Source organism: Burkholderia sp. AU17457 (genome assembly GCF_002223255.1).
Taxonomy (GTDB): Bacteria; Pseudomonadota; Gammaproteobacteria; order Burkholderiales; family Burkholderiaceae; genus Burkholderia; species Burkholderia sola.
In genome coordinates this window covers 277,564-303,143 of the sequence record NZ_NKFB01000006.1, presented here as the reverse complement: position 1 = coordinate 303,143, position 25,580 = coordinate 277,564, and the positions used below count along the sequence as shown (strand labels likewise).

The following is a 25,580-nucleotide window of genomic DNA, read 5'->3' as shown; positions in this document are numbered from 1 at the left end:
GATTTTGAACCTCTCGCGTCAGGCACCGACGACCGTGGCGCCGCACGCGGTCTTGTCGCCCAGATATCCGACCCGGCGGCCGCGGTGCGTACGCGGGCCGCTTGCCAGCAGCGGAAAGACGCCACCGCATGTGGGGCAGGTCACGCCGTGTCCGTCCAGTGCCACGCCAATGCCGAGATGCTTGAGATCATCGGCGGCTTCGATGACGGTACCGCCATGATCGGTGGCGTCTCCCAGGCGAACCATGTCGCGGCCTTGTGCGTTTTTCATCGATGACTCGTACGAGGAATGAAGCCGTTCTTTTACCTCGTCACGATGTGATGCACAATTTTCAAGATGGAAATCGACCGTTTTCAATAATTTGATTAGTAGATCGACTGATAAATTCGTACTGATACGATCCTGCTGCGAACATGGATGTACGTTGAGATTGATGTAGCGTCTACGCGATTCCATCCGGACCTGCTGGTAAGATGGCCCGCAATTCCATCCTGCCCGCACCATGAGTCCCGCACCGACCAAGCCCGCGAGTCCGAAGAACTCCGCGAAGAACGCCCGCGCACCGGCCGACAAACCGAAGCCGCGCGTGCAACAGCGCCTGACCTACGTGATCGGCGGCCTCGACCGGCTGCTGCGCCGTCACATGACCGACGCGCTCGCACCGCTCGGCATCACGCTCGCGCAATACACGGCGCTGTCGGTGCTGGAGGCGCGCGGCGCATCGTCGAACGCGCAGTTGGCCGAGCGCTCGTGGATCACGCCGCAATCGGCGAACGAGGTGATGAGCGTGATGGCCGCCCGCGGTTTCGTCACGCGCGAAGCCGACCCGTCGCACGGCCGCATCATCCTGCTGACGCTGACCGACGCGGGCGCGGCGATGCTGCGTGAATGCGAAGCCGCGCTGCGGCCGGTCGAGGCACGCATGCTCGGCGACATCCCGGCCGACGACGCCGCGCACGTGCAGCGCGCGCTCGAACTGTTCTCGCGCAACCTGCGCGGCTGACCGCATCCCGCATTTTCACGACGCGGGCCCGCGAGACCCGCGCTCGCTTCGTCCACGCCATCGGCGGCCACCCGACCGCTCCCTGATTTCCCCGCCGCTTTCTCCGCGTTCCGCTCCGGGTTTACACCGGCGCTCGTGCCGCTTGCAATATCAGGTAGCCTGATATTAAATGAAGTCGTCCGCAGCGGGGATGCTGCGCACCGAATCGCACTGGAAACGAACGACAGGAACAGACATGAGCAAGTACGACAATCGCTGGCAGACCGTTGAAGTGAAAGTGGAGGCCGGCATCGCATGGGTCACGTTGAATCGCCCCGAGAAGCGCAACGCAATGAGCCCGACGCTGAACCGGGAGATGCTGGAAGTCCTCGACGCGGTCGAGTTCGACGACGAGGCGAAGGTGCTGGTGCTGACCGGCGCGGGCGCCGCGTGGACGGCCGGCATGGATCTGAAGGAATATTTCCGCGAGATCGACGGCGGCTCCGACGCGCTGCAGGAAAAGGTGCGCCGCGACGCGTCGGAATGGCAGTGGCGTCGCCTGCGGATGTACAACAAGCCGACGATCGCGATGGTGAACGGCTGGTGCTTCGGCGGCGGATTCTCGCCGCTCGTCGCGTGCGACCTCGCGATCGCGGCGGACGACGCGGTGTTCGGGCTGTCGGAGATCAACTGGGGCATCCCGCCGGGCAACCTCGTCAGCAAGGCGATGGCCGATACGGTCGGGCACCGCCGAGCGCTGCACTACATCATGACCGGCGATACGTTCACCGGCGCGGAAGCGGCCGAGATGGGCCTCGTGAACAGCAGCGTGCCGCTCGCCGGCCTGCGCGACGCGACGATCGCGCTCGCCGCGCGGCTGATGGACAAGAACCCGGTCGTGCTGCGCGCGGCGAAGCACGGCTTCAAGCGTTCGCGCGAACTCACGTGGGAGCAGTGCGAGGATTACCTGTATGCGAAGCTCGACCAGGCGCAACTGCGCGATCCGGAGCGCGGCCGCGAGCAGGGGCTGAAGCAGTTCCTCGACGACAAGACGATCAAGCCGGGCCTGCAGGCATACAAGCGCTGAGACAAGCGCGGACGCAGCCGCCGGCTTCCGCGCCGGCGTAATCGCAAGAGACAGGCAAGGCAGGAGACGACATGACCGACAGACGGATGCTGATCGGCGGCGAGTGGTGCAACGCCCGCGACGGCCGCACCTTCGACCGCTTCAACCCCGCGACGGGCGCGCTCGCATCGCGCGCGCCGGCGGCCGGCGTGGCCGACGCCGACGCGGCGATCGACGCCGCGCATCGCGCGTTCCCCGCGTGGGCGGCACTCGCGCCGACCGAGCGGCGCCGCCGGCTGCTGAAGGCGGCCGACCTGATGGACGCGCGCATCGACGAAATCATTGCAACCGGCGTCGCCGAAACCGGCGCGACGCCCGGCTGGCTCGGCTTCAACGCGACGCTCGCGGCAAACATGCTGCGCGAGGCCGCGTCGATGACGACGCAGATCAACGGCGACGTGATCCCGTCCGACGTACCGGGCAATCTCGCGCTCGCGATGCGCGTGCCGTGCGGCGTGGTGCTCGGCATCGCGCCGTGGAACGCGCCGGTGATCCTCGGCACGCGTGCGCTGGCGATGCCGCTCGCATGCGGCAACACGGTCGTGCTGAAGGCGTCCGAGGCGTGCCCGGGCGTGCACGCGCTGATCGGCGCGGTGCTGGACGAAGCGGGGCTCGGCGCGGGCGTGGTCAACGTGATCACGCACGCGGCGGCCGATGCGCCCGAACTCGTCGAGCGGATGATCGCGCATCCGCATGTGAAGCGGATCAACTTCACCGGGTCGACGCACGTCGGCCGCATCATCGCGCGCCACGCGGCCGCGCACCTGAAGCCCGTGCTGCTCGAACTCGGCGGCAAGGCGCCGGTGCTGGTGCTCGACGATGCCGATCTCGATGCGGCCGTCGACGCGATCGCGTTCGGCGCATTCTTCAACCAGGGGCAGATCTGCATGTCGACCGAGCGCGTGATCGCCGCGCGGCCGATCGCCGATGCGCTCGTCGAGCGGCTCGCCGCGAAGGCGCGCACGCTGGTTGCCGGCGATCCGCTGGCCGGCCATCCGCTCGGCACGATGGTCGATGCGTCGGCCGCCGCACGCGCGGCGTCGCTGGTCGAGGATGCGCGTGCGCTTGGCGCGCAACTGCCGCTCGGCTGCCGTGTGGAAGGCGCGACGATGCAGCCGGCGATCGTCGACGGCGTCACGCGCGACATGCGGCTCTATCGCGAGGAGTCCTTTGCGCCGGTCGTCGCGATCCTGCGCGCGGACAGCGACGACGAAGCGGTCGCGCTCGCGAACGACAGCGAATTCGGGCTGTCGGCGAGCGTGTTCAGCCGCGATATCGCACGTGCGATGGCGGTCGCACGCCGGATCGAATCGGGGATCTGCCACGTCAACGGGCCGACCGTGCACGACGAAGCGCAGATGCCGTTCGGCGGCACGAAGGCGAGCGGCTACGGCCGCTTCGGCAGCCGCGCGTCGATCGCCGAATTCACCGAGCTGCGCTGGATCACCGTGCAGACCGCGCCGCGCCACTACCCCATATGAGCGAGCCGACGATGAATGCAGAGAAGGCGCCGCTTCAGGTCGGCCAACACGCCGACGCCGTGCGCTATCGCGCGGCCGCCGTCGCGGTCGGCGCGGCCGAGATTCGCCGCGCCGACGACGGTACCTGGTACCTGCGCTCGCGCGAGCCGCTCGGCGATTACCCGACGCGCCTCACCGACTGCCTCGTGCGCGGCGCGCAAGCCCATCCGGACCGCGTGCTGGCCGCACGGCGCGGCGCCGACGGGAACTGGATCGAGATCACGTACGCGCAGATGCTCGAAAATGCCCGCGCACTCGGGCAGGGCCTCGTCGATCTCGGGCTGTCGGCCGAGCGTCCGCTCGCGGTGCTGTCCGGCAACGATCTCGAGCATCTGCAGATGATGTTCGCGGCGATGCTGGCCGGCGTGCCGTACTCGCCGATCTCGCCCGCGTATTCGCTGGTGTCGACCGACTACGGCAAGTTGCGTCACACGCTCGGCGTGCTGCGCCCGGGTGCGGTGTTCGTCGCCGAGCGCGCGCCGTTCGCGCGTGCGCTCGACGCGACGTTGCCGACGGACGCAACGCTGATCGTCGCCCGCGACGCCGATGCGCAAACCGATGTCGAAAGCCGCACAGTGCCGCTGTCGCGCCTGCTCGCCACCGCCCCGCGCACGATCGACGCGATCCACGCGGCGGTCGGCCCCGACCATCTCGCGAAGATCCTGTTCACGTCCGGTTCGACGAAGCAGCCGAAGGCCGTGCCGACCACGCACCGGATGCTGTGCAGCAACCAGCAGATGCTGCGCCAGACGATGCCGGAACTCACGCGCGAGCCGCCGGTGCTGGTCGACTGGCTGCCGTGGAATCACACGTTCGGCGGCAGTCACAACCTCGGCATCGCGCTGTACAACGGCGGCACGCTGTATATCGACGACGGCCGCCCGATGCCCGGCCGCTTCGACGAAACCGTGCGCAACCTGCGCGAGATCGCGCCGACGATCTACTTCAACGTGCCGAAGGGCTGGGAAGAGCTGACTACCGCGCTCGAACGTGACGCCGAGCTGCGCGACACGTTCTTTTCGCGCGTGAAGCTGTATTTCTTCGGCGGCGCGGGACTGTCGCAGGCGGCATGGGACCGGCTCGACCGCGTGACCGAAGCGCATTGCGGCGAGCGCATCCGGATCATGGCCGGCCTCGGGATGACGGAGGCGTCGCCATCGTGCCTGTTCACGACGGGGCCGCTGATGCGCGCCGGCTATATCGGGCTGCCCGCGCCCGGCTGCGAAGCGAAGCTCGTGCCGTGCGGCGGCAAGCACGAACTGCGCTTCAAGGGGCCGAACGTGATGCGCGGCTACTGGCATGCGGACGTCGATCCGCGCGACGTGTTCGACGAAGAAGGCTATTACCGCAGCGGCGACGCGGGCGTCTTTGCCGATCCGCAGCGGCCGGAACTCGGGCTGCTGTTCGACGGCCGGCTGACCGAGGACTTCAAGCTGAGCAGCGGCACGTTCGTCAGCGTCGGGCCGTTGCGCGCGAACGCGGTGTCGACCGGCGCGCCGTACGTGCAGGACGTGGTCGTGACCGGCATCGATCGCGACGACATCGGCTTGCTGGTGTTCCCGCGCGTCGATGCATGCCGTGCGCTGGCGGGGCTCCCGGCCGATGCGTCCGTGACCGACGTGCTGCGCACGCCGGCCGTGCGCGCGGCATTCGCGACGTGGCTCGCCGCGCTGAACCGCAACGCGAGCGGCGGTTCGACGTTCGTCGCGCGGATCCGGCTGATCGACACGCCGCCGTCGCTCGATCTCGGCGAAGTGACCGACAAGGGTTCGCTGAACCAGGCGGCCGTGCAGAAGCATCGCGCGGCGACGATCGACGCGCTGTACGACCCGGCGCGACGCGATCCCGACGTGATTTACGCGTAAGCAGCACGCGCGAGCAGTTGCAGCGGTAAGCAACACGCAGGCAGAACGACCGGCCGGCCACGACACCGGCAGGCACTTTAGCGGCCAGTGAATCAGGCTGCCTGATAAAGGCGGCCATTCATACGACACCCCGCGCGCCGAACCGCCCCTGGCCGGCGGCGGCGCGCGGCGGCCGTTGCAGGGCCGACCGACTACAAGACATGGGATTGGAGACAGAATGAACACCTACGTTGCCGAAAAATCCACGGTCGCGACCACGCTCGCGCTGTGTTTCGCGATCGCCCTCCTCGAAGGGCTCGACCTTCAGTCGGTCGGTGTCGCCGCGCCGCGCATGGCGCGCGAATTCGGGCTGTCCGTGTCGCAGATGGGCATCGCGTTCAGCGCGGGCACCTTCGGGCTGCTGCCGGGCGCGATGCTCGGCGGGCGGCTCGCCGACCGGATCGGCCGCAAGCGCGTGCTGATCGCGTCGGTCGTGCTGTTCGGGCTGCTGTCGATCGCGACCGCGCAGGTATCGACGTTCGCGATGCTCGTCGTCGTGCGCGTGCTGACCGGCATCGGCCTCGGCGGCGCGATGCCGAACCTGATCGCGCTGTCGTCCGAGGCGGTCGACCCGCGCTCGCGCAGCAGCGCGGTCGCGACGATGTACTGCGGAATCCCGTTCGGCGGCGTGATCGCGTCGGTGATCGGCGTGCTGCTCGCGGGCGACACGGAATGGCGGCACATCTTCTATGTCGGCGGCGTGGGGCCGCTGCTGCTCGTGCCGCTGCTCGTGTGGTGCCTGCCGGAATCGCGCGCGTATCTCGACGTCGCGGGCACGCAGGCCGCGCGCACGAGCGTCGGGAAGACGCTGTTCGGCGACGGCCGCGCGACGTCGACGGTCGCGCTGTGGGTCAGCTACTTCTGCACGCTGATCGTTCTCTACTTCCTGCTGAACTGGCTGCCGTCGCTGATGGCCTCGCGCGGGCTCGATCGCGCACACGTCGGCCTCGTGCAGATCGCGTTCAACGTCGGTGCGGGGCTCGGCGCGCTCGGCATCGGCGCGGCGCTCGACCGGATGCGCGCGTCGCGCGTGGTCGGCGGCATGTATGTCGGGATCGTGCTGTCGCTCGCCGCGCTCGCGGCGGCGCCCGGTTTCGCGTCGCTCGCGGCGGCCGCGTTCGCGGCGGGGATGTTCGTCGTCGGCGGGCAGTCGGTGCTGTACGCGCTCGCGGCGATCTACTACCCGACCGCGATGCGCGGCACCGGCGTCGGCGCGGCGGTGGCTGTCGGCCGGCTCGGTTCCGTCGTCGGGCCGCTCGCGGCCGCGACGCTGCTGGCCGCCGGCCGCAGCGCGCCGGTCGTGATCGGCGCGAGCATTCCCGTCACGCTCGTCGCGGCCTTCGCCGCATTCGTGCTGATTCGCCGCCCGCAAGCCGGCGACTGACGGTTCGATTTTTCAATGCGCGCCGTCAGAGCGCGCTTACTCAAGGTCTGGAGACGCAACGATGAAGACGAAGACAAGGAACGGCCTGCTGGCCGCCGGCGCGTGCTGCGCGCTCGGTGCGCCGGGCGTGCACGCGCAGTCGAGCGTGACGCTGTACGGGATCATCGATACGGGCGTGGAATTCGTGTCGCACGCGAACGCGGCCGGCGACCATGTCGTGCGGATGCCGGGCGTGACGGGCGAGCTGCCGTCGCGCTGGGGGCTGCGCGGCACCGAGGATCTCGGCGGCGGCTACCAGGCGGTGTTCACGCTCGAAAGCGGCTTCAACGTGCGTGGCGGCGATCTCGGGCAGGGCGGCCGGCTGTTCGGGCGCCAGGCGTTCGTCGGGCTGAAGAGCGGCTTCGGCACGCTTGCGTTCGGCCGTCAGTACACGATGACCTATCTCGCGCTGCAGGGCGCGGACATCATCGGCCCCGACATCTACGGGCTCGGCTCGTTCGACGCGTACGTGCCGAACGGCCGCGCCGACAACGCGGTGACCTACGTCGGCACGTATCGCGGCGTGACGTTCGGTGCCGCGTATTCGTTCGGGCGCGACGGCGCGGGCACCGGCAACTCGCCGGGGCAGGGCACGTGCGCGGGGCAGGTGCCGGGCGACGCAGTGCAGTGCCGCAACTGGTCGGTGATGCTCAAGTACGACAGCGCGTACTTCGGTGCGGCGGCGTCGTACGAGGAACAGCACGGCGGCACCGGCGCGGCGGCCAACTTCTTCGACGGCGTGGCGCCCGTCCCCTTCACGAGCAGCGGCGGCAAGGATGCGCGCACGCACGTGAGCGCGTATGCGCAGGCGGCCGGCGCGAAGATCGGCGCGGGCTGGATCGGGCGGCGCGTGTCGACCGGTTCGCCGGCCGCGCCCGGCGCGCATTCGGACCTGTTCTTCGTCGGCGCGTCATATGCGGTGAAGCCCGATTTCATCGTCGACGGCGAAGGCTACCGGATCGTCAACAGCGCGCACGACACGCGCGCGACGATGGCCACGCTGCGCGCGACCTATCTGCTGACCAAGCGCACGGCCGTCTATGCGCAATCGTCGTATCTGTGGAACAGCGCGCACGCGCGCTACTCGGTCAGCGGCGGCGGGCCCGGCACGACGCCGGGCGCAGGGATGGGGCAGCTCGGCGCGATGGTCGGCGTGCGGCACATGTTCTGATTCACCGGCGTGACGAACCGAACGGGAGTTATCTTGAACAGGAAATCTGCATTCCTCTGTATTGTGCCGCTGTCCGCCGCCGCCCTGGTCGCCGGTTGCGGCGGCGACGATTCGATCAGTGCGCCGCCCACGCACCTGAGCGCCGCGACGCCGGCCGCGATGGCGCAGACCTGCGACGCGCTCGCCGCGAAGCTCGCGTATGCGAACACGTCGTTCACGTCGGTGACGACCGCGGCGGCTGGCGCGCTGACGGTGGCCGGCAAGCCGGTCGCCGAGCACTGCGTGATCGCCGGGAAGATGAACGAGCGCGTGAGCGCGGTGGACGGCAAGACCTATGCGATCGGCTTCGAGATGCGCTTGCCGAAAGCATGGAACGGTCGCTTCTTCTACCAGGCGAACGGCGGGCTCGACGGCAACGTCGTGACCGCGACCGGCGAGATTGGCGGCGGCGGCCCGCTGACCCACGCGCTGAACCAGGGTTTCGCGGTGATCAGCTCGGATTCCGGGCACAGTGCCGCGCAGAATCCGTTGTTCGGCCTCGATCCGCAGGCGCGGATCGACTACGGCTACGGCGCCGTCGACGCGCTGACGCCGATGGCGAAGCAGGTGATCCGGCTCGCGTACGGCAAGGCGCCCGATCGCAGCTATTTCGGCGGCTGCTCGAACGGCGGCCGTCACGCGATGGTCACGGCGGTGCGCAACCCGGCCGACTACGACGGCATCATCGCCGGCGATCCGGGCTTCCATCTGCCGAAGGCGGCGATCGGCGAGATGTACGGCGCGCAGCAGTTCGCGAAGATCGCATCGGCCACGGGAACGAACGGGCTGCCGGATATCCGCAGCGGTTTCAACGATGCGGAACGCCAGTTCGTCGGCGCGAAGATCCTCGACAAATGCGATGCGATCGACGGCGCGACAGACGGGATGGTGCAGGACGTCGCCGCGTGTCAGGCGCACTTCAGCGTCGATGCCGATATTCCCACCTGCGCGAACGGCACGCGCACGGGCGCCTGCCTGACGCCTGCGCAGAAGACCGCGCTGGAGAATGTGTTTACCGGGGCGCGCAACAGCGCGGGCACGGCGCTGTACGCGAGCTTTCCGTACGACCCGGGCATGTCGGGCCCTGGCTGGGCTGCGTGGAAGCAGTCGAACTCCGTCATGCTCGACCCGGCCGCGATGGCATTCACGTTCATGACGCCGCCGAAGACGGCCGCAGTGCTCGCGAACCTTGCGGGATTCGCGCTCGGCTTCGACATGGACAACGATGCGCCGGCGATCTTCGCGACGAACGGCCCTTACACGCAATCGTCATGGTCGTTCATGACGCCGCCCGACGAGACGAACCTCGCCGCGCTGAAGTCGCGCGGCGCGAAGCTGCTCGTCTATCACGGCACGGGCGACCCGGTGTTCTCGTTCAACGACACGCGCGACTGGTACGCGCGCGTCGCGCAGGCGAACGGCGGCGATGCGTCGAGCTTTGCGCGCTTCTATCCGGTGCCGGGGATGAACCACTGCTCGGGCGGGCCGGCCGCCGACCAGTTCGACATGCTGACGCCGCTCGTCGCATGGGTCGAACAGGGGCAGGCGCCCGCGGCGATCGTGGCCACCGCGCGCGACACGACGAACGCCGTGCCGAACGCGGACGTGCCGACGTCCTGGGGCGCGGGTCGTACGCGACCGCTGTGCCCGTATCCGCAGGTCGCGCGCTACAACGGCTCGGGCGACGTGAACTCGGCGGCGAGCTTCAGTTGTCGTTGACGTAGCCGTCGATGGGAAGCGGCCGGCGCACGCTGTCGCGCGCCGGCCGTGTCATCGCCGCATTCACTCGCCGGCATCGACCGGCACGTCGAGCCCGACCTTCACGCGGCTCATGCTGACCAGCGTCTTGAACCGCTTCACGTTGTTGTTCGCGAAGAACAGCTCGCGCGTGAGCGCGTTGTACTGATCCATGTTGCGTACCGCGAGGATCAGCACGAAATCCCATTCCCCCGTCACGTAGTAGCACTGCTGGATCTGCGGGCAGCGCTCGAACGCGCGCTTCATCGCGTCGAGCTGATCGATCTGCTCGCTCTCGACCTCGACGTTCACGACGATCGTCAGCGGATGATCGACCTTCTCAGGCGCGACGACGGCCGTATAGCGCTCGATCACGCCCGTTTCCGCGAGGCGCCGCAGCCGCCGGTTCACGGCGGCGGTCGACAGATTGACGCGCGCGCCGAGCTCGGACTGCGGCGTCTGCGCGTCGCGCTGGACTTCCATCAACAGCTTGCGATCGAACGCATCGAGAGGGATCGTCATGATGGTGCGTGAAATCTCGAAAGAATGAGAAATTTTTGCGTCTGGGCTGTCAATTTGGCGATTTTGTTGACCGGCGCACGCAATATTATTTTTCCAACCGATGGCGAGCGCAACCCGCGCCTGCCCGATCCGATTCACCCGACGGACCGCCCGCGCGATCCCGATCCGGAGCCTCTCACCATGCTGATCGCCAACCGGCGCGCGTCGCGCACCGCCTACCCGAACGCGCTGCGCCGCGTGATGAACATCGCGTCGGCCGACGAAAGCGGTGCGTGGCTCGCGCACTGGCCGCTCGTCGGCAATGCGCGCACGCCGCTGCGTGCGCTGCCGGATCTCGCCGCGCGGCTCGGCGTCGCGAGCGTCAGCGTGAAGGACGAGTCGTGCCGCTCGCCGCTCGGCAGCTTCAAGGCGCTCGGCGCGCCGATCGCGCTGGTGCGGCTCGTGAAGCGGCTGCGCCGCACGCAGGCACTCGATCCGCAAGCGCTCGTCACCGGCCGCTACGCGTCGGAACTGGCCGACCTGACGGTGATCAGCGCGACCGACGGCAATCACGGCCGCGCGCTGGCCGCCGCCGCGCGCGCGATCGGCTGCGGCTGCGTGATCGTGCTGCACGCGAACGTCGACGCCGAGCGCGAACGCGCGATCTCGGCGTACGGGGCACGGATCGTTCGCATCGCGGGGAACTATGACGAATCGGTCGTCTGCGCGGCGCAGCTCGCGCAGGCGAACGGCTGGTACGTCGTGTCGGATACGTCGTACGACGGCTACGAAGCGATTCCGCGCGACGTGATGCAGGGCTACGGCGTGATCGCCGCCGAAGCAGCCGCGCAGGCCGCGGAGGACGACGGGCAGCCGTTCACGCACGTGTTCCTGCAAGGCGGCGTGGGCGGCCTCGCCGCGGGCGTCGCGAGTTACCTGTGGGAGCGCGAAGGCGCGCAGCGGCCGCGCTTCGTCGTCGTCGAGCCGCGCCAGGCCGACTGCCTGTACCAGAGCGCGCTGGCCGGCCGCGCGACGAAGGCGAGCGGCAGCGTCGATTCGGTGATGGCCGGGCTCGCGTGCGGCGAGGCGTCGCCGCTCGCATGGGATTTTCTCGAGATGTGCATCGACCACTTCATGCTGATCGACGACGCGGACGCGGTGCAGGCGATGCGCGGCCTCGCGGCCGGCAGCGAACGCGACGTGCCGCTCGTCGCCGGCGAATCGGGCGCGGCCGGTGTGGCGGGGCTGGCCGTGTTGATGCGCGACCCGGCGCGCGCGCGGCAGGTCGGGCTCGACGCGCGCGCGCGCGTGCTGGCGATCAACACGGAAGGGGCGACCGCGCCGTCCGTGTACCGGCACTGCGTCGGCGAGACGGCCGACGCGGTGCTCGCGCGCCAGCGCGACTGGCTGAGCCGCGCGGCGGTGGTGGTCTGAACGACAGGACGACCGACATGACGACCGACGAGGCGAACGCAATGGATGCCATCGACGCAACTGAAGAGGGCACGCTGCAGGGGCGACTGAAGATCTGGCGCCGCCATCTGCACCAGTATCCGGAGACGGGTTTCGAAGAAGTGAACACGTCGGACTACGTCGCGCGGATCCTGACGACGCTCGGGCTCGACGTGCATCGCGGCATCGGCGGCACCGGGCTCGTCGCGAACCTGACGGCCGGCACCGGCCGGCGCGCGATCGGCATTCGCGCGGACATGGATGCGCTGAACATCGCCGAGCACGCGCCGGGCCGCGAACACGTGTCCCGCACGCCCGGCAAGATGCATGCGTGCGGGCACGACGGCCACATGTCGATGGTGCTCGGCGCCGCGCAACTGCTGGCCGAGCGCAAGGATTTCGACGGTACGGTGCGCTTCATTTTCCAGCCGGCGGAAGAGCACGGCCGCGGCGCGAAGGCGATGATGGCCGACGGGCTCTTCGAGCGCTTTCCGGTCGATGCGATCTTCGGCGCGCACAACATGCCGGGCATGCGAGCGGGCACGTTCGCGACGCGTGCGTGCGGCATCATGGCGAGCGAAGACAATTTCGTGATCCGGATCGACGGGCGCGGCACGCATGCGGCGCGGCCGCACATGGGCATCGATCCGATCGTGATCGGCGCGCAGATCGTGCTCGCGCTGCAGACGATCGTGTCGCGCAATCTCGACCCCGGCCAGCAGGCCGTCATCTCGTGCACGGAATTCATCACCGACGGGCTGCGCAACGTGCTGCCGTCGACGACGACGATCAAGGGTGACACGCGCAGCTATTCGCGTGACGTGCAGGCGCTGCTGGCAACGCGGATGCGCGAGATCAGCGAAGGGATCTGCTCCACGCACGGTGCGACCTGCACGTTCGAGTACACGCACGCGTTCGCGCCGACGGTAAATTCGCCGGAATGGGTCGACACCGCCGTGCAGGCCGCCGCGCACGTCGCGGGTGCCGACGCGGTAAACGCCGACGTGCAGCCGATGATGATTTCGGAGGATTTCGGCGCGTTCCTGCAGGCGGTGCCGGGCAACTTCGTGTTCATCGGCAACGGCGAAGCGGCCGGGCAGGGCGGCGTGCCGCTGCACAACGCGACGTACGATTTCAACGACGAGATTTTGCCGATCGGCGCGCGGTATTTCGCGGAAGTGGCGCGGCGCGTGTTGAAGGCGGTGTAGGGGGGCGCATCGCTGCGTATTCGGTTCGCCGCGCGCGCGGCGAACCTTCGTCATTGACGACGCATCGATGCTCGACCGCACCGGGTTGCCGGCGCGTCGAGGATGATCCGTCGTCGCATTCGCTCAACCGGCCAGTTCACCCAAGCACGCATCGAACTGCGCGACGAGCCGGTCGACATCGCCGGCCGTCGTTTGCGGGCACGCGAGCATCATGTTGTGGAACGGCGTGATCAGCACGCCGCGATTCAGCAGGTACAGGTGCACGATGTGCTCGAGTTCGCTGTCGAGTTGTTCGCCCGCGATCGTGCCGTTGCGCGGCGGCACGGGCGCGAACTGAAACTCGGTGCGCGCGCCGATGCGCGTCACGCACCACGGCAGCCGGTGTTTTGCGATCGCGTGTTCGAGCCCAGTCGCGAGCCGCGCGGCGAGTTCGAACATGTGCGCGTATGCGGCGTCGGTCGCGACTTCGGCGAGCGTCGCGCGCATCGCATGCATCGCGAGCATGTTCGCGGTGAGCGTCGTGCCGATACCCGAATGGCCGGGCGGCGCGTTCAGCTTCGCCGCTTTCGCGCGTGCCGCGAATTCGGCGCTGAAGCCGTACACCGCGCACGGCACGCCGCCCGCGATCGGCTTGCCGACCACCAGCATGTCCGGTTCGAGACCGTGCGCGACCGCGTAGCCGCCGGGGCCGCTGCTGATCGTGTGCGTCTCGTCGATCACCAGCAGCGTGCCGTGGCGACGCGTCAGTTCGCGCGCGGCCTCCCAGAAGCCTGGGGCGGGCAGCACCATCCCGATGTTCGTCATCGCGGGCTCGGCGAGCACGCACGCGACGTCGCCGTCCTTCAGCGCCGCTTCGAGCGCGTCCAGATCGTTGAATTCGACGACGCGCGTGTTCGCGAGCAGGTCGTACGACTGTCCGAGCAGACTGTCGCGCTGCACCGGGCGGCCGTTGACGAGATCGACGAACACGTCGTCGACGGTGCCGTGATAGCAGCCGTTGAACACGACGATCGTGTTGCGGCCGGTGGCCGCGCGCGCCCAGCGCAGCACGAAGCGGTTCGCGTCGCTCGCGCTCAGCGCGAATTGCCAGACCGGCAGCCTGAAGCGGCGCGCGAGTTCGCGCGACACCCACGCGGCGTCCTCGCTCGGCAGCATCGTCGTGTAGCCGCGCGTGGCCTGCTCGACGAGCGCGCGGGCGACCGGTTCGGGCGCATGGCCGAACATCGCGCCCGTATCGCCGAGGCAGAAATCGACGTAGCGATGACCGTCGACGTCGGTGAACGTCGCGCCACGGGCTTCCTTCACGTATAGCGAGAACGGGGTCGACCAGTCCTGCATCCAGTGCAACGGCACGCCGAACAGCAAGTGCTCGGACGCTTCCGCGGAAAGTGCGCGAGAGACCGGCATGGCTTCGGTGAATGCGTGGCGCTCGCGATCGAACAGCGCGCGGGCGCGGATGAGGTCGACTCCGTGGCGGGTAGGCAAAGGCAGCTCCTCGGTTGTGGGGAGAGGGGAAACGATAGCGCGGGCAGCGGGGAGCTGAACAGAGGCGGAATCACCGAGGCGAGCCGACGGCGGCCGGCGAGCAGGCAAATCGCCTTGGCGGACACGGTCCGCCGAAGCGATTTAATCGAAGTTTTTGCGCATAAACATACGACAACATATCTCCGGGCGTAGGCGGGGAAATGTGAGTGTGTGCACACATACAGAGAATTGGATGCGTAAAAGCCTGGTAAGCGACGGATGCGTGCTCCGTGCCACGCATGCTCGGACCGCGCGGTATGGTATGACGACGTATAAATACGATCCGTCGCCCGACGTATCGATACCCTTACCGGAAGGGGCGCCCATGGCGCCCATCGTCGTCGTTCATCTTTCCCTCCCCCGATCACCCGCATCGAAGCGGGTAACGCGCCGCACCTTCATCGTCACGCTCGGCTGCGACGACCCACTCGCGAACGATACGATGTGCACGCGAGCACCGGTCGTGCAGAACGTGACGGTAACGTCGCCGGGCCGATCTAGGCATTCCACGTGAGCGCGATGACGCCGACGAACGTGACGATTGCCGGGCAGGTCGTCAACACGACGATCGCCGACAAGCGATGAGATGAGGCGACACGCCACGACGCTCGCGTGCGGCCGGCTGGTACTTGCACGCGAACGCGAATACGCTACGCCAGCGTCTTCACCATGTAGTGCTCGTCGTAGAAGCGGCCATCGACGAACATCGAGCGCGGCTCCGTGCCGAACCGCACGAACCCCTGCGACGCATACAGCCGCTCCGCGGCGTGGTTGACTTCGTTCACGCACAGCATCAGCTGGCTGCATCCTCACGCGTTCGCCGCATGCGCTGTCGCGCTGTCGAGCAACGCCTGCGCGATGCGTTGCCCGCGATACGCGGCGTCGACGTACACGCCCCAGATCGTCGCCTTGTGCGCGATCTTCGTGCGCGCATCGCGGCGTACCCCGGTGATGCCGACGAGCGTGTCGCCGTCGAACGCGCCGAACACGGCTTGTGCCTGCGTCGGCGTGAGGCGCTTCGCGAATTCGTCGACCGGCACCTGCGACTCTTCGTCGAGCGTCGGCAGGAAGGACGTGGGCGCGGTGTGGACCGCACGCAGGCGGACGGTCTGGAACTGCGCCGCGTCGGCGGCGTCGAGCAGGCGGATCGTTGTCGTCATCGTCATCGGCGGCATTCCGGTTGAGGGGGGCATGCCGGCGCCGCTGCCGCGGTCGCGGGATGCATCGTCCTTATCCTAATAGGAATCCGGATGCCGCGTGGCGATGCGCGGCGCGTCGCACGCGCGGCGCGCACGATCGTGAACGGAGAAGACAGTGATGGCGGTGCGTCGTACCGCCATCAAGGCGGGAGCGCGTCAAGCGCATGCGCGGTCGCGTGGGTCTGGCGCACGACACCAAGCAGACGACGTGCGCGAGATCGACTCACGCGCACGCAACGGGAATCAATAGCGCGACAGCTGATTGCCGTTGATCTGCACGCGGTCGCCCGGACGCAGGTTGCCCGGCGACTGCACGTCGAACGAGCGCATCGAGCCGTCGCTGACCTGCACGTCGATCCGATAGCTGCTCGGGCCTTGCGCGGCGCCCATCTGCTGACCGATCTGGTTGCCGGCCACCGCACCGCCGAGCGCGCCGATCACGGTTGCCGCATCGCGGCCATGACCGCGGCCGAACTGGTTGCCCACCAGGCCGCCGACCAGCGCACCGACGACGGTGCCGGCCACGCCCGACGGGCCGACCGAGCCGTTGACCGGCTGGATGTTCGACACGGTGCCGTACTGCGTGCCGTACGGAGTCGCGTATTGCTGTTGCGGGTTGCCGTACTGGTCATACGGCTGCGAGCCGTATTGCGACGGATTACCGTATTGATCGTATGGTTGCGGCGCCTGGTTCGGATACGCCGGCTGCTGCTGCACGTAGCCCGGCTGCGAATACGCGGGCTGCGCATAGCCGGGCGTCGCGTATTGCTGCTGCGGATAACCCGGCTGCGCGCCGTAGTAGCCCGGCGCGACGCAGGCGGTGAGTGGAAGCGCCGCCACGGCGACGAGCGAGGCGAACAGAACGGTCTTCGTGGAAGGCATGCGCATCATGATGATTCCTGCATCGGCAACGTGTCCGCCGATGGATTCCCGTCGGGGGTGGCGAACTCGGCGTGAGTATAAGGAATGGCCGGATGCGCGTCCGGTGCGGCCGGGTAACAACGTGTAAAGTCTGTTGCCGCGTAAATCGCCGGTGGGGCGGGGCGTCGAAGCTGCCGCCGGCAATGGCGCGACACGGTGCCCCGACGCACGCGTGCCGGGCACTGCGGCTCGCGCGCGGCCGCCGACATTCCAGCCGTTTCCCCGGCCGGCGACACCCGTCTGCGCGCCGGCCTGGCGGCCCTGCGCGCCACACATCGCGAAATCGAATGCGCAGCATCGCGACATTTAATTGGCCTCGCGCAGCGGCGTCCGATATCGTGGCCGCATTCCCTGCCAACGGCCGCGCCGGCCGCGGTTCCTTACCCCCAGGCCGCGCCGGTGTCGCGCTGCGATCGCTCCCATTCGAAGCCATGACCGAACGATTCTTCATCAACGCCCGCGACGCCGGTGGCCAACCCGTCAATCTCGTCGTCCGCGACGGCCGCTTTGCCGCGATCGGCGCCGACCGCCCGGCCGCGCCCGGCGCGCAGACGATCGACCTCGACGGCCGCGTCGTGCTGCCCGGTTTCGTCGACGGCCACATCCATCTCGACAAGAGCTTCGTCGGCGATCGCTGGGTGCCACACGAACCGGTCGACTCGCTGCGCGAGCGGCTCGCGGTCGAGAAGCGCCAGCTCGCGGCCGCGCCGCCGATCGTCGAGCGCGCGAACGCGCTGATCGCGCAGGCCGCCGCGTTCGGCACGATCGCGATGCGCAGCCACGTCGACGTCGATGCGACGACGGGGCTGTCGAACCTGCACGCCGTGATGGCCGCGCGCGAACAGTGGCGCGGGATCGTCGACATCGAACTGGTCGCGTTCCCGCAGGCCGGCGTGATCACGTGCCCGGGCACCGCCGAGATCCTCGATGCAGCCGTGCGCGAAGGCGCGGACGTGGTCGGCGGGATCGATCCGACGACGCTCGACGGCGACGCGGACGGCCAGCTCGACATCGTATTCGGCATCGCCGAGAAGCGCGGCGCGAAAATCGACATCCACCTGCACGAGCCGGGCGAAACGGGCATCGCGCAATTGCGGCGGATCGCGGCGCGCACGCGTGCGGCCGGGCTCGGCGGGCGCGTGAACGTGAGCCATGCGTACGCGCTGGGCCAGGTGAGCGACGACGACGTGGAGCGCACCGCCGCGGCGCTGGCCGACGCCGGCGTATCGATCCTGACGAATGCGCCCGGCGACTGCGCGTTCCCGCCGGTGCAACGGCTGCGGGACGCGGGCGTGCACGTGTTCGCGGGCAACGACAACATCCGCGACGCGTGGTGGCCGTACGGCAACGGCGACATGTTGCAGCGCGCGATGATGGTCGGCTACCGGTCGGGCTTCTACACCGACGACGCGCTCGGCATCGCACTCGACATGGCGACGCACGCCGGTGCGCGCGCAATCGGCAAGGAGAACTACGGGATCGCGGTCGGCTGCGACGCGAGCTTCGTCGCGGTGCGTGCGCCGAATGCGGCGGCGGCCGTCGCGGGCGTGCCGGCCGAACGCTGGGTATTCCGCCGCGGCGAAAGCGATACGGGCGCACCGTTCGCGCCGTCGCTGCGCTTCACGCGCTGACCGACCCCGACCGGAACCGACATGACGAACCTGCTGATCCGCAACGTCCGCACGAACGCCGACGCCGCGCTCGACATCCTGATCGAAGGCGATCGCATCGCGCGGGTCGGCCCGTCGCTCGACGCGCCGGCCGGCTGCGCGATCGAGGACGGCGCGGGCGCGTTGGCGCTGCCCGGCCTCGTCGAAGGCCACACGCACCTCGACAAGACCCACTGGGGGATGCCGTGGTATCGCAACGAGGTCGGGCAGCGTCTCGTCGACCGTATCGAAAACGAACGCCTCTATCGCGCGACGAGCGGCCATGACGCGGGCGCCGCGTCGCTCGGGCTGGCGCGCGCGTTCCTCGCGGCCGGCACGACGCGTATCCGCACGCACGTCGACGTCGATACCGACGCCGGGCTGCGCCATCTGCACGGCGTGCTGGCGACGCGCGAGACGCTGCGCGGGCAGGTCGAGATCCAGATCGTCGCGTTTCCGCAATCGGGCGTGCTCGGGCGGCCGGGCACCGACGGGCTGCTGTCCGACGCGCTCGATGCCGGCGCCGACCTGCTCGGGGGGCTCGATCCGTGCGCGATCGAAGGCGATCCGGTCGAAGCGGTGGACCTGCTGTTCGCGATCGCCGAACGCCACGGCCGCGGGCTCGACATCCATCTGCACGAGCGCGGGTCGATGGGCGCGTACTCGCTCGACCTGATCCTGCAGCGCACGGCGGCGCACGGCATGCAGGGGAAGGTCACGATCAGCCATGGCTTTTGTCTCGGCGATCTCGCCGAATACGAGCGCGATGCGCTGCTCGCGCGGATGGCCGAGCTCGGCGTGGGAATCGTCACGACCGCGCCGGCCGCGGTGCCGGTGCCGCCCGTGGCCGCATGCCGCGCGGCGGGCGTGACCGTGATCGGCGGCAACGACGGCGTGCGCGACACGTGGACGCCGTACGGTTCGCCCGACATGCTCGAACGCGCGATGCTGATCGGCATGCGCAACGATTTCCGCCGCGACGACGCGCTCGAAGTCGCGCTCGACTGCGTGACGTACGGCGCGGCGCGCGGCTGCGGTTTCGCGGAGTACGGACTGCAGCCGGGCAGCCGCGCGGACGTCGTGCTCGTCGATGCGCTGACGTGCGCGGAGGCCGTCGTCGCGCGGCCGGCGCGGCGCGTCGTCGTATCGTCCGGAAGGATCGTCGCGCGCAATGGCGCGCTGGTCTGAGCGCCGCGTCGTCCCGGTATGATCCGGTTTTCAGCCGGATGTCGGGAGACGACGATGCGACGCACGACCGCGGCACGGGCCGCACGATGGATGGCGGCGGCCCTGTTCGCCGTGAGCGCCGCGCAGGCGGTGGCGACCGGCTCGGCCGACGACGCGCAGCAGGAAGCCAACCGGCGCACGGTGCTCGCGTTCTACGAGAAAGGCTTGAACGAGAAGGATGCGGACGCCGCGCTCGCGTATGTCGGCGATCGCTACGTGCAGCACAACCCGAACGCGGCCGACGGACGTGACGGCTTCCGCAAGTTCGTCGCGTTTCTGCGCGACACATATCCGCAGTCGCACAGCGAGATCAAGCGCTCGTTCGTCGACGGCGACTACGTGATCCTGCACGTGCACGCGGTGCGCGAACCGGGCACGCGCGGCAGCGCGATCATGGACATCTTCCGGCTCGAGCACGGCAAGATCGTCGAACACTGGGACGTCAATCAGCCGGTGCCCGAGCAGGCCGCGAACGGCAACACGATGTTCTGACGCGTGTGGCGCGCGGCGCCCCATGTGCCGCCCCCGTTTTGAATTCCGCTTCGCCTACCGCCCTTCGAGCTCCAGCATCGCCGCGAGCGTCTTCGTCAGCGCGCTGACCATCGGGTCGGCGGTCGGCCGGTGCAGGATCGCGATGTCCATATGCTCGATCGGCGCGAAGCCCTGTTTCGCGGTCAGCACCACATGCTCGTCCGTCACCACGCGCGCGGGCAGCACGCTGATGCCGAGCCCGTCCGCGACGGCCGCCTGGATGCCGCTCAGGCTCGATGTCGTGAAGCTGATCCGCCAGCGGCGGCCGCGCTCCTCGATCGCCTTGATCATGTCGTCGCGGTAGAGCCCGCGCGGCGGGAACACGACGATCGGCACCGGGTCGAGATCGATCGACGGATGCTTCGCGCTGTCGATCCAGCGCAGCTTCTCCGGCCAGCGCACGACGGCCTCGCGGCTGTCGCGCCGCTGCTTGATCAGCACGAGATCGAGTTCGCCGCGATCGTACGCGGCGCTGATGTCGCGGCTCAGCCCGCACGTCACTTCGAGCTTCACCTGCGGATGCTCGCGCTTGAACGCCGCGAGCGCGTGCGTCGTGCGGCCCGCCGCGAAATCGTCGGGCACGCCGAGCCGGATCGTCAGCGCGACCGTCGCGCCCGACAGCGCCTCCAGCATCTCGTCGTTCAGCGCGAGCATGCGTCGCGCATAACTGAGCACCGTCACGCCCGCGTCGGTCGGCCGCACGTCGCGCGCGCCGCGGTCGAGCAGGCGGTGGCCGGCGATTTCCTCGAGCCGGCGCACCTTCTGGCTGACCGTCGACTGCGTCGAATGCAGGCGCGCGGACGCCGTCGTGAAGCTGCCGCAGTCGGCGACCATCACCAGCGCGCGGAGCAGGTCGATGTCGAACAGGGGCCTATTCATTTATGCACTTCCAGGGATTCGGGCATTTCATTTTCAAATACGTGCGACGACTTTTAACATGGCGGGATGCCGCGAGCAATCGCGGTTTCGCCGGACCCGGCGCGGCGTTTCGCGGCGCTTTTGCCTCGAAGGTCGCTGGAATGCAGTTGATCAAGTAGTCGTCGCGCGCGCCGAAAAGGCGCAACACGCGGCGACAGCGCCGAGCCGCCTGCCGGGCGGTATAGGGCGCAACGTCAATTCCCCCTGGACACACCCTCGCGCCGACCATTCGTATAGACATCGTCGCGCCACGGATATCCGAAAAGGACGCCCTCGGCGGCGCGCGCGCGTTGAACAGGGTAAACACCCGGAACTCCCCGCGTTAGCGCTGTAGATCGAGCTCCGTCCTACCACTCCGGTCCCTGCTGGCCCTCGGTTCGCTTCGCACCCGGTTCTTCCCGCTTGCGCTCAAGAATTGAGCGGTCTAGACTGCATCTCGATTTCATCGAAATCCCGTCTTTCGCGCCCCGCGCCGGCGTCCCGCCGCGTCGCCCCCAACCGGACGCCGGCGTCGCCCGCCGCGTCGAGACTTTCAAGGACATGCCATGCACCGCACCGCAAAGCTCCTCGTCACCGCGCTGGCGTTCGCCCCGCTCGTATCGTTCGCGCAGGACGCGTCCACGATCCGCTGGGGTATCGACCCCACGTATCCGCCGTTCGAGGCGAAGCAACCCGACGGTTCGCTCGCCGGCTTCGACATCGACCTGCGCAATGCGATCTGCGAGCAGCTGCATGCGAAGTGCGTGTGGGTCGAGCAAAGTTTCGACGGGATGATCCCGGCGCTGCGTGCACGCAAGTTCGACGTGATCATGTCCGCGATGACGGCCACCGACGAGCGGCTCAAGCAGATCGACTTCTCGAACAAGCTGTATGCGTCGCCGGGCGCGCTGGTCGCGCCGGTCGGCTCGAAGCTGCTGCCGACCGCCGCCTCGCTCGCCGGCAAGCGCGTCGGGATCGACCAGGGCACGACACAGGAGGCGTACGCGAAGGCCGAATGGGCGACCAAGGGCGTGACGATCGTGTCGTACCAGAATCAGGACCAGGTGTATCAGGATCTCGTCAACGGCCGCCTCGACGCGACGTTCCAGGACAAGACGCAGGCCGGCTACTCGTTCCTGAAGACGCCGCGCGGCAAGGGCTACGCGTTCGCAGGCCCGGACGTGACCGACGCGCGGATCACCGGCTACGGCGTCGCGATGGGCATACGCAAGGGCGACGCCGACATGAAGAAGCGGCTGAACGACGCGATCGTCGCGATCCGCGCGAACGGCACATACCAGAAGATCGCCGCGAAATACTTCGACTTCGACATCTATGGCGCAAAGCAACTGACTTCGGCGCCGTGACCCCGTGACTCACGATCGACAGGCACACCATGACGAGTATCCAGGATCGCGTCGCGCAAGCCGTGACGCCCGAACTGATCGCCGCGTTCCGCGAGGAAGGCGCGGTCTGCATCAAGGGCATCTTTTCGCCGGACGAAGTGGCCGCGCTGCGGGCCGGCATCGACGCGAACCTCGCGCAGCCGAGCGAGCGCGCGAAAGTCGCGAGCCGGCCCGACGATCCGGGCTGGTTCTTCGAGGATTTCTGCAACTGGCAGCACAACGACGCGTATCGCGACTTCATCGTGCGCTCGCCGGCGCCGTCGGTCGCCGCTGCGCTGATGGGCACGGACCACGTGCGGCTGCATCACGACCACCTGCTCGTGAAGGAGCCCGGCACGCGGCAGCGCACGCCGTGGCACCAGGACCAGCCGTACTACGACATTGAAGGCGACGACAACGTCAGCATGTGGATTCCGGTCGATCCGGTGCCGCTCGAATCGACGCTGGAATTCGTCGCGGGCTCGCATCGCGGGCCGTGGCTGATGCCGCGCACGTTCATGGACAAGGAGGCGAAGTGGTTTCCGGAAGGCAGCCTCGCCGATCTGCCCGACATCGAAGCCGACCGTGCGGCCTTCCCGATTCGCCGCTGGGCGCTCGAACCCGGCGACATGGTGTGCTTCCGGATGCTCACGCTGCATGCGTCGGGCGGCACGCAGAACCGTCGGCGCGCGTTTTCGATCCGCTTCGTCGGCGACGACATCCGTCACGCGCCGCGCCGCTGGAAAACGTCGCCCGATTTCCCCGGGCTCGCGGAACAACTGCCGGACGGCGCACCGCTCGATCACCCGCTGTTTCCGGTCGTGTGGTCGCGCGCTGCGGGGCAGGTTGGCGCGATCTAAGCAGCGCAGGTAACGAACCCGGTGGCCGTTTCACGACGAAACGGCCGCCTGGCGTTCCTGGTGCGCGCGACGACGGATCAGGTCGGGTGGCGTCCCGCCCCCGGCTTGAAGCGCGAGCCGAGCCGGTAGCGGTTGCCCGGGTGCAGGAAGTGCACGAACGTGACGGGCAGCCCGTCCGTCCACGTGCGGCGCGTGAGCGTCAGGCACGGCTCGTCGGCGCGCATGTCGAGCAGCCGCGCCTGTTCGCCGGTCGGCAGCGACGCGTCGACGACGTGCTCGATTTCCAGTTCGTGGTGCGACACGTTGTTGTACAGGTATTCGGACGGCGGCTCGGTCTCGAAATCGTGATCGATGAAGCCGGGCGCGGCGGCCGGGTTCACGTAGCGGTCCTCGAGCTGGATCGGGCGGCCGTTTTCCTCGTGCACACACACCACGTGAAAGACCGGCGTGTTGACCGGCAGGCCGAACGCGGCCGCGACGTCGAACGACGCGGGCTCGCTCGACTGGCTCAGCACGCGGCAGCGGTATTCGTGCCCGCGCGCGCGGATCTCGTCGCGGATATGCGCGATCATCAGCAGGTTCGACTGCGGCTTCGCCTCGGCGACGAACGTGCCGACGCCCGCGATGCGCTTGAGCACGCCTTCCTCGGTCAGCTCGCGCAGCGCGCGGTTGACCGTCATGCGCGCGACGCCGAACTGCGCGGCGAGATCGAGCTCGGACGGAATGCGGTCGCCGGGGCGCCAGTCGCCGGACTCGACGTGCTGGCGAACGAGCGTCTTGATCTGCTGGAACGGTGCGGTGGCCTTGGTGACCATCGGAAGATCCTTGCGCGAAGAGGTGTCGAGGCTAGTCGTCGTGGCTGACGATGACCAGGATCTCCGCCTGCGCGGCGCCGAGGCTGCGCGTGCGGTGCGGGATGAGTGCGTTGAAATAGACTGAATCGCCGGTCCTGAGTTGCACCGTCTCGTTCGGAAACTCGATTTCGACGCGCCCCTTGTGCACGAACAGGAATTCCTCGCCTTCGTGCTCGCGGAACGTCGACGCGACGAATTCGTGCGGCGGATGCACGACGAACGGCAGCATCTTCTTCGGCGCGACGCCGGCCGCGATGCTCTCGAAGCGGTGCGCATGGCTGTCGGCCGCCGCGCCCATCGCGGTGCGCTCGCCGGCGCGCGTGACCGTGATCAGCTCGCGGTTACTGCTTTCCGAGAACAGTTGCTCGACGTCGACGTTCAGTGCCTTCGACAGCTTCAGCGCGACCGCGATCGACGGCACGCTCAGGCCGCGCTCGACCTTCGACAGATAACTCTTGGTCAGGCCGGTCTCGTCGGCCAGCACGTCGAGCGTCCAGCCTTTCTGTTTTCTGAGCAGCTTCAGGCGAATCGTCATGGGGCGCCAGGTGTCCTTCGAAAAACCGATTGTAACGCATGACACAAAGTGTCATTCGGTGTATTGTGTGTCACCTATGCCCGGGGAAACAGCTGCGGACGGCGCGGCAAACCCGGTCCATTCAGGAGGCGAACATGGCGGAAACGCTGAAGTTGACGAAGGAAGCGCTGGTCGCGCTGGCGGAGCGACGGCTTGAAAACGAAGTGGGCGACAGCGGCTGGTCCGCGCGGCAAAAGCTCGCGCTGACGTGCCGGATTTTGTTCGACGCCGGCCACGACTCGGGCCTGGCCGGGCAGATCACCTGCCGGGCGGATGCGGCCGGCACGTACTACACGCAGCGGCTCGGGCTCGGTTTCGACGAAATTTCGGCCGCGAACCTGCTGCGCGTCAACGAGGATCTCGACGTCGTCGAGGGCGAAGGCATTCCGAACCCGGCCAATCGGTTCCATACGTGGATCTATCGCGAGCGCCCGGACGTGAACTGCATCATCCATACGCATCCGGTGCATGTCGCGGCACTGTCGATGCTCGAACAGCCGCTGGTCGTGTCGCACATGGACACCTGCCCGCTGTACGACGATTGCGCGTTCCTGAAGGACTGGCCGGGCGTGCCGGTCGGCAACGAGGAGGGCGAGATCATCTCGAAGGCGCTGGGCAGCAAGCGCGCGATCCTGCTGTCGCATCACGGCCAGCTGGTGGTCGGCAAGACGATCGAGGAGGCGTGCATCCTCGCGCTGCTGATCGAACGCGCGGCGAAGCTGCAACTGCTCGCGATGTCGGCAGGCGAGATCAAACCGGTGCCGCCGGCGCTGGCGCGCGAAGCGCACGACTGGATCTCGAAGCCGAAGCGCGATGCGGTGACGTTCGACTACTACGCACGCCGCGCGTTGCGTACGCATCAGGATTGCGTCGCTTAAGCGCGCGCCGTTTCAATC

General features: G+C 68.3%; 22 protein-coding genes and 1 pseudogene. 15 read left to right on the top strand and 8 right to left on the bottom strand.

Annotated features, from left to right (window positions below; genetic code table 11):
- Positions 1-18 precede the first annotated feature (18 nt).
- Positions 19-270, bottom strand: coding sequence for a PAAR domain-containing protein (locus CFB49_RS28275; RefSeq protein ID WP_089492967.1), 252 nt, complete (start codon positions 268-270; stop codon positions 19-21).
- A gap of 232 nt (positions 271-502) precedes the next feature.
- Between CFB49_RS28275 and CFB49_RS28270 the strand changes: the two genes are divergently transcribed.
- From CFB49_RS28270 to CFB49_RS28240, 7 genes are all read left to right on the top strand, one after another.
- Positions 503-1,003 (top strand): MarR family winged helix-turn-helix transcriptional regulator, encoded by a 501-nt coding sequence (locus CFB49_RS28270; RefSeq protein WP_089492966.1) that lies wholly within the window; start codon positions 503-505, stop codon positions 1,001-1,003.
- Between the two features lie 235 nt (positions 1,004-1,238).
- The gene (locus CFB49_RS28265) at positions 1,239-2,069 is read left to right on the top strand and encodes a p-hydroxycinnamoyl CoA hydratase/lyase (protein WP_069621703.1); all 831 of its coding nucleotides are present in this window, start codon (positions 1,239-1,241) and stop codon (positions 2,067-2,069) included.
- Positions 2,070-2,140: 71 nt separating this feature from the next.
- Entirely contained in the window at positions 2,141-3,589 is a 1,449-nt protein-coding gene (locus CFB49_RS28260; RefSeq protein WP_089437311.1) for an aldehyde dehydrogenase, read from the top strand.
- Positions 3,586-5,493 (top strand): feruloyl-CoA synthase, encoded by a 1,908-nt coding sequence (locus CFB49_RS28255; protein ID WP_373453193.1) that lies wholly within the window; start codon positions 3,586-3,588, stop codon positions 5,491-5,493. Before CFB49_RS28260 ends, CFB49_RS28255 begins: the two co-directional genes overlap by 4 nt.
- Before the next feature lie 217 nt (positions 5,494-5,710).
- Positions 5,711-6,916: a 3-(3-hydroxy-phenyl)propionate transporter MhpT gene (gene mhpT, locus CFB49_RS28250; RefSeq protein ID WP_089492965.1), complete on the top strand. Its 1,206-nt coding sequence runs from the start codon at positions 5,711-5,713 to the stop codon at positions 6,914-6,916.
- A 61-nt stretch (positions 6,917-6,977) separates the two neighbouring features.
- Positions 6,978-8,126, top strand: coding sequence for a porin (locus tag CFB49_RS28245; RefSeq protein ID WP_089492964.1), 1,149 nt, complete (start codon positions 6,978-6,980; stop codon positions 8,124-8,126).
- A 33-nt stretch (positions 8,127-8,159) separates the two neighbouring features.
- Positions 8,160-9,884: a tannase/feruloyl esterase family alpha/beta hydrolase gene (locus CFB49_RS28240; RefSeq protein WP_089492963.1), complete on the top strand. Its 1,725-nt coding sequence runs from the start codon at positions 8,160-8,162 to the stop codon at positions 9,882-9,884.
- 63 nt (positions 9,885-9,947) lie between these two features.
- Here CFB49_RS28240 and CFB49_RS28235 read toward each other — a convergent pair whose 3' ends face one another.
- A complete protein-coding gene (locus tag CFB49_RS28235; RefSeq protein ID WP_089492962.1) occupies positions 9,948-10,424 on the bottom strand; it encodes an Lrp/AsnC family transcriptional regulator in 477 nt (158 codons plus the stop codon).
- A 180-nt stretch (positions 10,425-10,604) separates the two neighbouring features.
- Here CFB49_RS28235 and CFB49_RS28230 point away from each other — a divergent pair, with 180 nt between their 5' ends.
- Both CFB49_RS28230 and CFB49_RS28225 read left to right on the top strand, forming a co-directional pair.
- A complete protein-coding gene (locus CFB49_RS28230; protein ID WP_089493142.1) occupies positions 10,605-11,837 on the top strand; it encodes a diaminopropionate ammonia-lyase in 1,233 nt (410 codons plus the stop codon).
- Between the two features lie 41 nt (positions 11,838-11,878).
- Entirely contained in the window at positions 11,879-13,063 is a 1,185-nt protein-coding gene (locus CFB49_RS28225) for a M20 aminoacylase family protein (protein WP_089493141.1), read from the top strand.
- A gap of 123 nt (positions 13,064-13,186) precedes the next feature.
- Here the strand turns inward: CFB49_RS28225 and CFB49_RS28220 are convergent, their stop codons facing one another.
- The 3 genes and pseudogenes from CFB49_RS28220 to CFB49_RS28205 all read right to left on the bottom strand — a co-directional run bounded on the left by CFB49_RS28220 (position 13,187) and on the right by CFB49_RS28205 (position 16,677).
- On the bottom strand, positions 13,187-14,548 hold the full coding sequence (locus tag CFB49_RS28220) for an aspartate aminotransferase family protein (protein ID WP_089437305.1): 1,362 nt from the start codon (positions 14,546-14,548) through the stop codon (positions 13,187-13,189).
- Between the two features lie 689 nt (positions 14,549-15,237).
- Positions 15,238-15,747 (bottom strand): annotated as a pseudogene (locus CFB49_RS28210) (GNAT family N-acetyltransferase).
- Positions 15,748-16,029: 282 nt separating this feature from the next.
- On the bottom strand, positions 16,030-16,677 hold the full coding sequence (locus tag CFB49_RS28205; protein ID WP_089437304.1) for a glycine zipper 2TM domain-containing protein: 648 nt from the start codon (positions 16,675-16,677) through the stop codon (positions 16,030-16,032).
- A gap of 461 nt (positions 16,678-17,138) precedes the next feature.
- On the opposite strand from CFB49_RS28205, the gene CFB49_RS28200 reads away from it, so the two are divergent.
- From CFB49_RS28200 to CFB49_RS28190, 3 genes are read left to right on the top strand one after another with little or no spacing between them, the layout of a single operon-like run.
- A complete protein-coding gene (locus tag CFB49_RS28200) occupies positions 17,139-18,338 on the top strand; it encodes an amidohydrolase family protein (RefSeq protein WP_089437303.1) in 1,200 nt (399 codons plus the stop codon).
- A 21-nt stretch (positions 18,339-18,359) separates the two neighbouring features.
- The gene (locus CFB49_RS28195) at positions 18,360-19,544 is read left to right on the top strand and encodes an amidohydrolase family protein (RefSeq protein ID WP_089492961.1); all 1,185 of its coding nucleotides are present in this window, start codon (positions 18,360-18,362) and stop codon (positions 19,542-19,544) included.
- A gap of 54 nt (positions 19,545-19,598) precedes the next feature.
- Entirely contained in the window at positions 19,599-20,075 is a 477-nt protein-coding gene (locus CFB49_RS28190; RefSeq protein ID WP_089437301.1) for a nuclear transport factor 2 family protein, read from the top strand.
- Between the two features lie 54 nt (positions 20,076-20,129).
- Here the strand turns inward: CFB49_RS28190 and CFB49_RS28185 are convergent, their stop codons facing one another.
- On the bottom strand, positions 20,130-20,993 hold the full coding sequence (locus tag CFB49_RS28185; RefSeq protein ID WP_069621693.1) for a LysR family transcriptional regulator: 864 nt from the start codon (positions 20,991-20,993) through the stop codon (positions 20,130-20,132).
- A 584-nt stretch (positions 20,994-21,577) separates the two neighbouring features.
- On the opposite strand from CFB49_RS28185, the gene CFB49_RS28180 reads away from it, so the two are divergent.
- Both CFB49_RS28180 and CFB49_RS28175 read left to right on the top strand, forming a co-directional pair.
- The gene (locus CFB49_RS28180) at positions 21,578-22,378 is read left to right on the top strand and encodes an ABC transporter substrate-binding protein (protein ID WP_089492960.1); all 801 of its coding nucleotides are present in this window, start codon (positions 21,578-21,580) and stop codon (positions 22,376-22,378) included.
- Between the two features lie 29 nt (positions 22,379-22,407).
- Positions 22,408-23,256 (top strand): phytanoyl-CoA dioxygenase family protein, encoded by an 849-nt coding sequence (locus CFB49_RS28175; RefSeq protein WP_089492959.1) that lies wholly within the window; start codon positions 22,408-22,410, stop codon positions 23,254-23,256.
- A 77-nt stretch (positions 23,257-23,333) separates the two neighbouring features.
- Here the strand turns inward: CFB49_RS28175 and hutC are convergent, their stop codons facing one another.
- Together hutC and CFB49_RS28165 are read right to left on the bottom strand one after the other, a co-directional pair.
- On the bottom strand, positions 23,334-24,071 hold the full coding sequence (gene hutC / locus CFB49_RS28170; protein ID WP_089437298.1) for a histidine utilization repressor: 738 nt from the start codon (positions 24,069-24,071) through the stop codon (positions 23,334-23,336).
- 31 nt (positions 24,072-24,102) lie between these two features.
- On the bottom strand, positions 24,103-24,645 hold the full coding sequence (locus CFB49_RS28165; RefSeq protein WP_050013406.1) for a helix-turn-helix domain-containing protein: 543 nt from the start codon (positions 24,643-24,645) through the stop codon (positions 24,103-24,105).
- Positions 24,646-24,779: 134 nt separating this feature from the next.
- On the opposite strand from CFB49_RS28165, the gene CFB49_RS28160 reads away from it, so the two are divergent.
- Entirely contained in the window at positions 24,780-25,562 is a 783-nt protein-coding gene (locus CFB49_RS28160; protein ID WP_089437297.1) for an aldolase, read from the top strand.
- Positions 25,563-25,580 lie beyond the last annotated feature (18 nt).

Bases quoted from the DNA above. Each gene is read 5' to 3' on its own strand.
- CFB49_RS28190 (WP_089437301.1), top strand. From the start codon at position 19,599: ATGCGACGCACGACCGCGGCACGGGCCGCACGATGGATGGCGGCGGCC.
- CFB49_RS28180 (WP_089492960.1), top strand. From the start codon at position 21,578: ATGCACCGCACCGCAAAGCTCCTCGTCACCGCGCTGGCGTTCGCCCCG.
- CFB49_RS28275 (WP_089492967.1), bottom strand. From the start codon at position 270: ATGAAAAACGCACAAGGCCGCGACATGGTTCGCCTGGGAGACGCCACC.
- CFB49_RS28160 (WP_089437297.1), top strand. From the start codon at position 24,780: ATGGCGGAAACGCTGAAGTTGACGAAGGAAGCGCTGGTCGCGCTGGCG.
- CFB49_RS28175 (WP_089492959.1), top strand. From the start codon at position 22,408: ATGACGAGTATCCAGGATCGCGTCGCGCAAGCCGTGACGCCCGAACTG.
- CFB49_RS28255 (WP_373453193.1), top strand. From the start codon at position 3,586: ATGAGCGAGCCGACGATGAATGCAGAGAAGGCGCCGCTTCAGGTCGGC.
- CFB49_RS28165 (WP_050013406.1), bottom strand. From the start codon at position 24,645: ATGACGATTCGCCTGAAGCTGCTCAGAAAACAGAAAGGCTGGACGCTC.
- hutC (WP_089437298.1), bottom strand. From the start codon at position 24,071: ATGGTCACCAAGGCCACCGCACCGTTCCAGCAGATCAAGACGCTCGTT.
- CFB49_RS28205 (WP_089437304.1), bottom strand. From the start codon at position 16,677: ATGATGCGCATGCCTTCCACGAAGACCGTTCTGTTCGCCTCGCTCGTC.
- CFB49_RS28270 (WP_089492966.1), top strand. From the start codon at position 503: ATGAGTCCCGCACCGACCAAGCCCGCGAGTCCGAAGAACTCCGCGAAG.
- CFB49_RS28225 (WP_089493141.1), top strand. From the start codon at position 11,879: ATGGATGCCATCGACGCAACTGAAGAGGGCACGCTGCAGGGGCGACTG.
- mhpT (WP_089492965.1), top strand. From the start codon at position 5,711: ATGAACACCTACGTTGCCGAAAAATCCACGGTCGCGACCACGCTCGCG.
- CFB49_RS28185 (WP_069621693.1), bottom strand. From the start codon at position 20,993: ATGAATAGGCCCCTGTTCGACATCGACCTGCTCCGCGCGCTGGTGATG.
- CFB49_RS28200 (WP_089437303.1), top strand. From the start codon at position 17,139: ATGACCGAACGATTCTTCATCAACGCCCGCGACGCCGGTGGCCAACCC.
- CFB49_RS28245 (WP_089492964.1), top strand. From the start codon at position 6,978: ATGAAGACGAAGACAAGGAACGGCCTGCTGGCCGCCGGCGCGTGCTGC.
- CFB49_RS28195 (WP_089492961.1), top strand. From the start codon at position 18,360: ATGACGAACCTGCTGATCCGCAACGTCCGCACGAACGCCGACGCCGCG.
- CFB49_RS28260 (WP_089437311.1), top strand. From the start codon at position 2,141: ATGACCGACAGACGGATGCTGATCGGCGGCGAGTGGTGCAACGCCCGC.
- CFB49_RS28235 (WP_089492962.1), bottom strand. From the start codon at position 10,424: ATGACGATCCCTCTCGATGCGTTCGATCGCAAGCTGTTGATGGAAGTC.
- CFB49_RS28230 (WP_089493142.1), top strand. From the start codon at position 10,605: ATGCTGATCGCCAACCGGCGCGCGTCGCGCACCGCCTACCCGAACGCG.
- CFB49_RS28265 (WP_069621703.1), top strand. From the start codon at position 1,239: ATGAGCAAGTACGACAATCGCTGGCAGACCGTTGAAGTGAAAGTGGAG.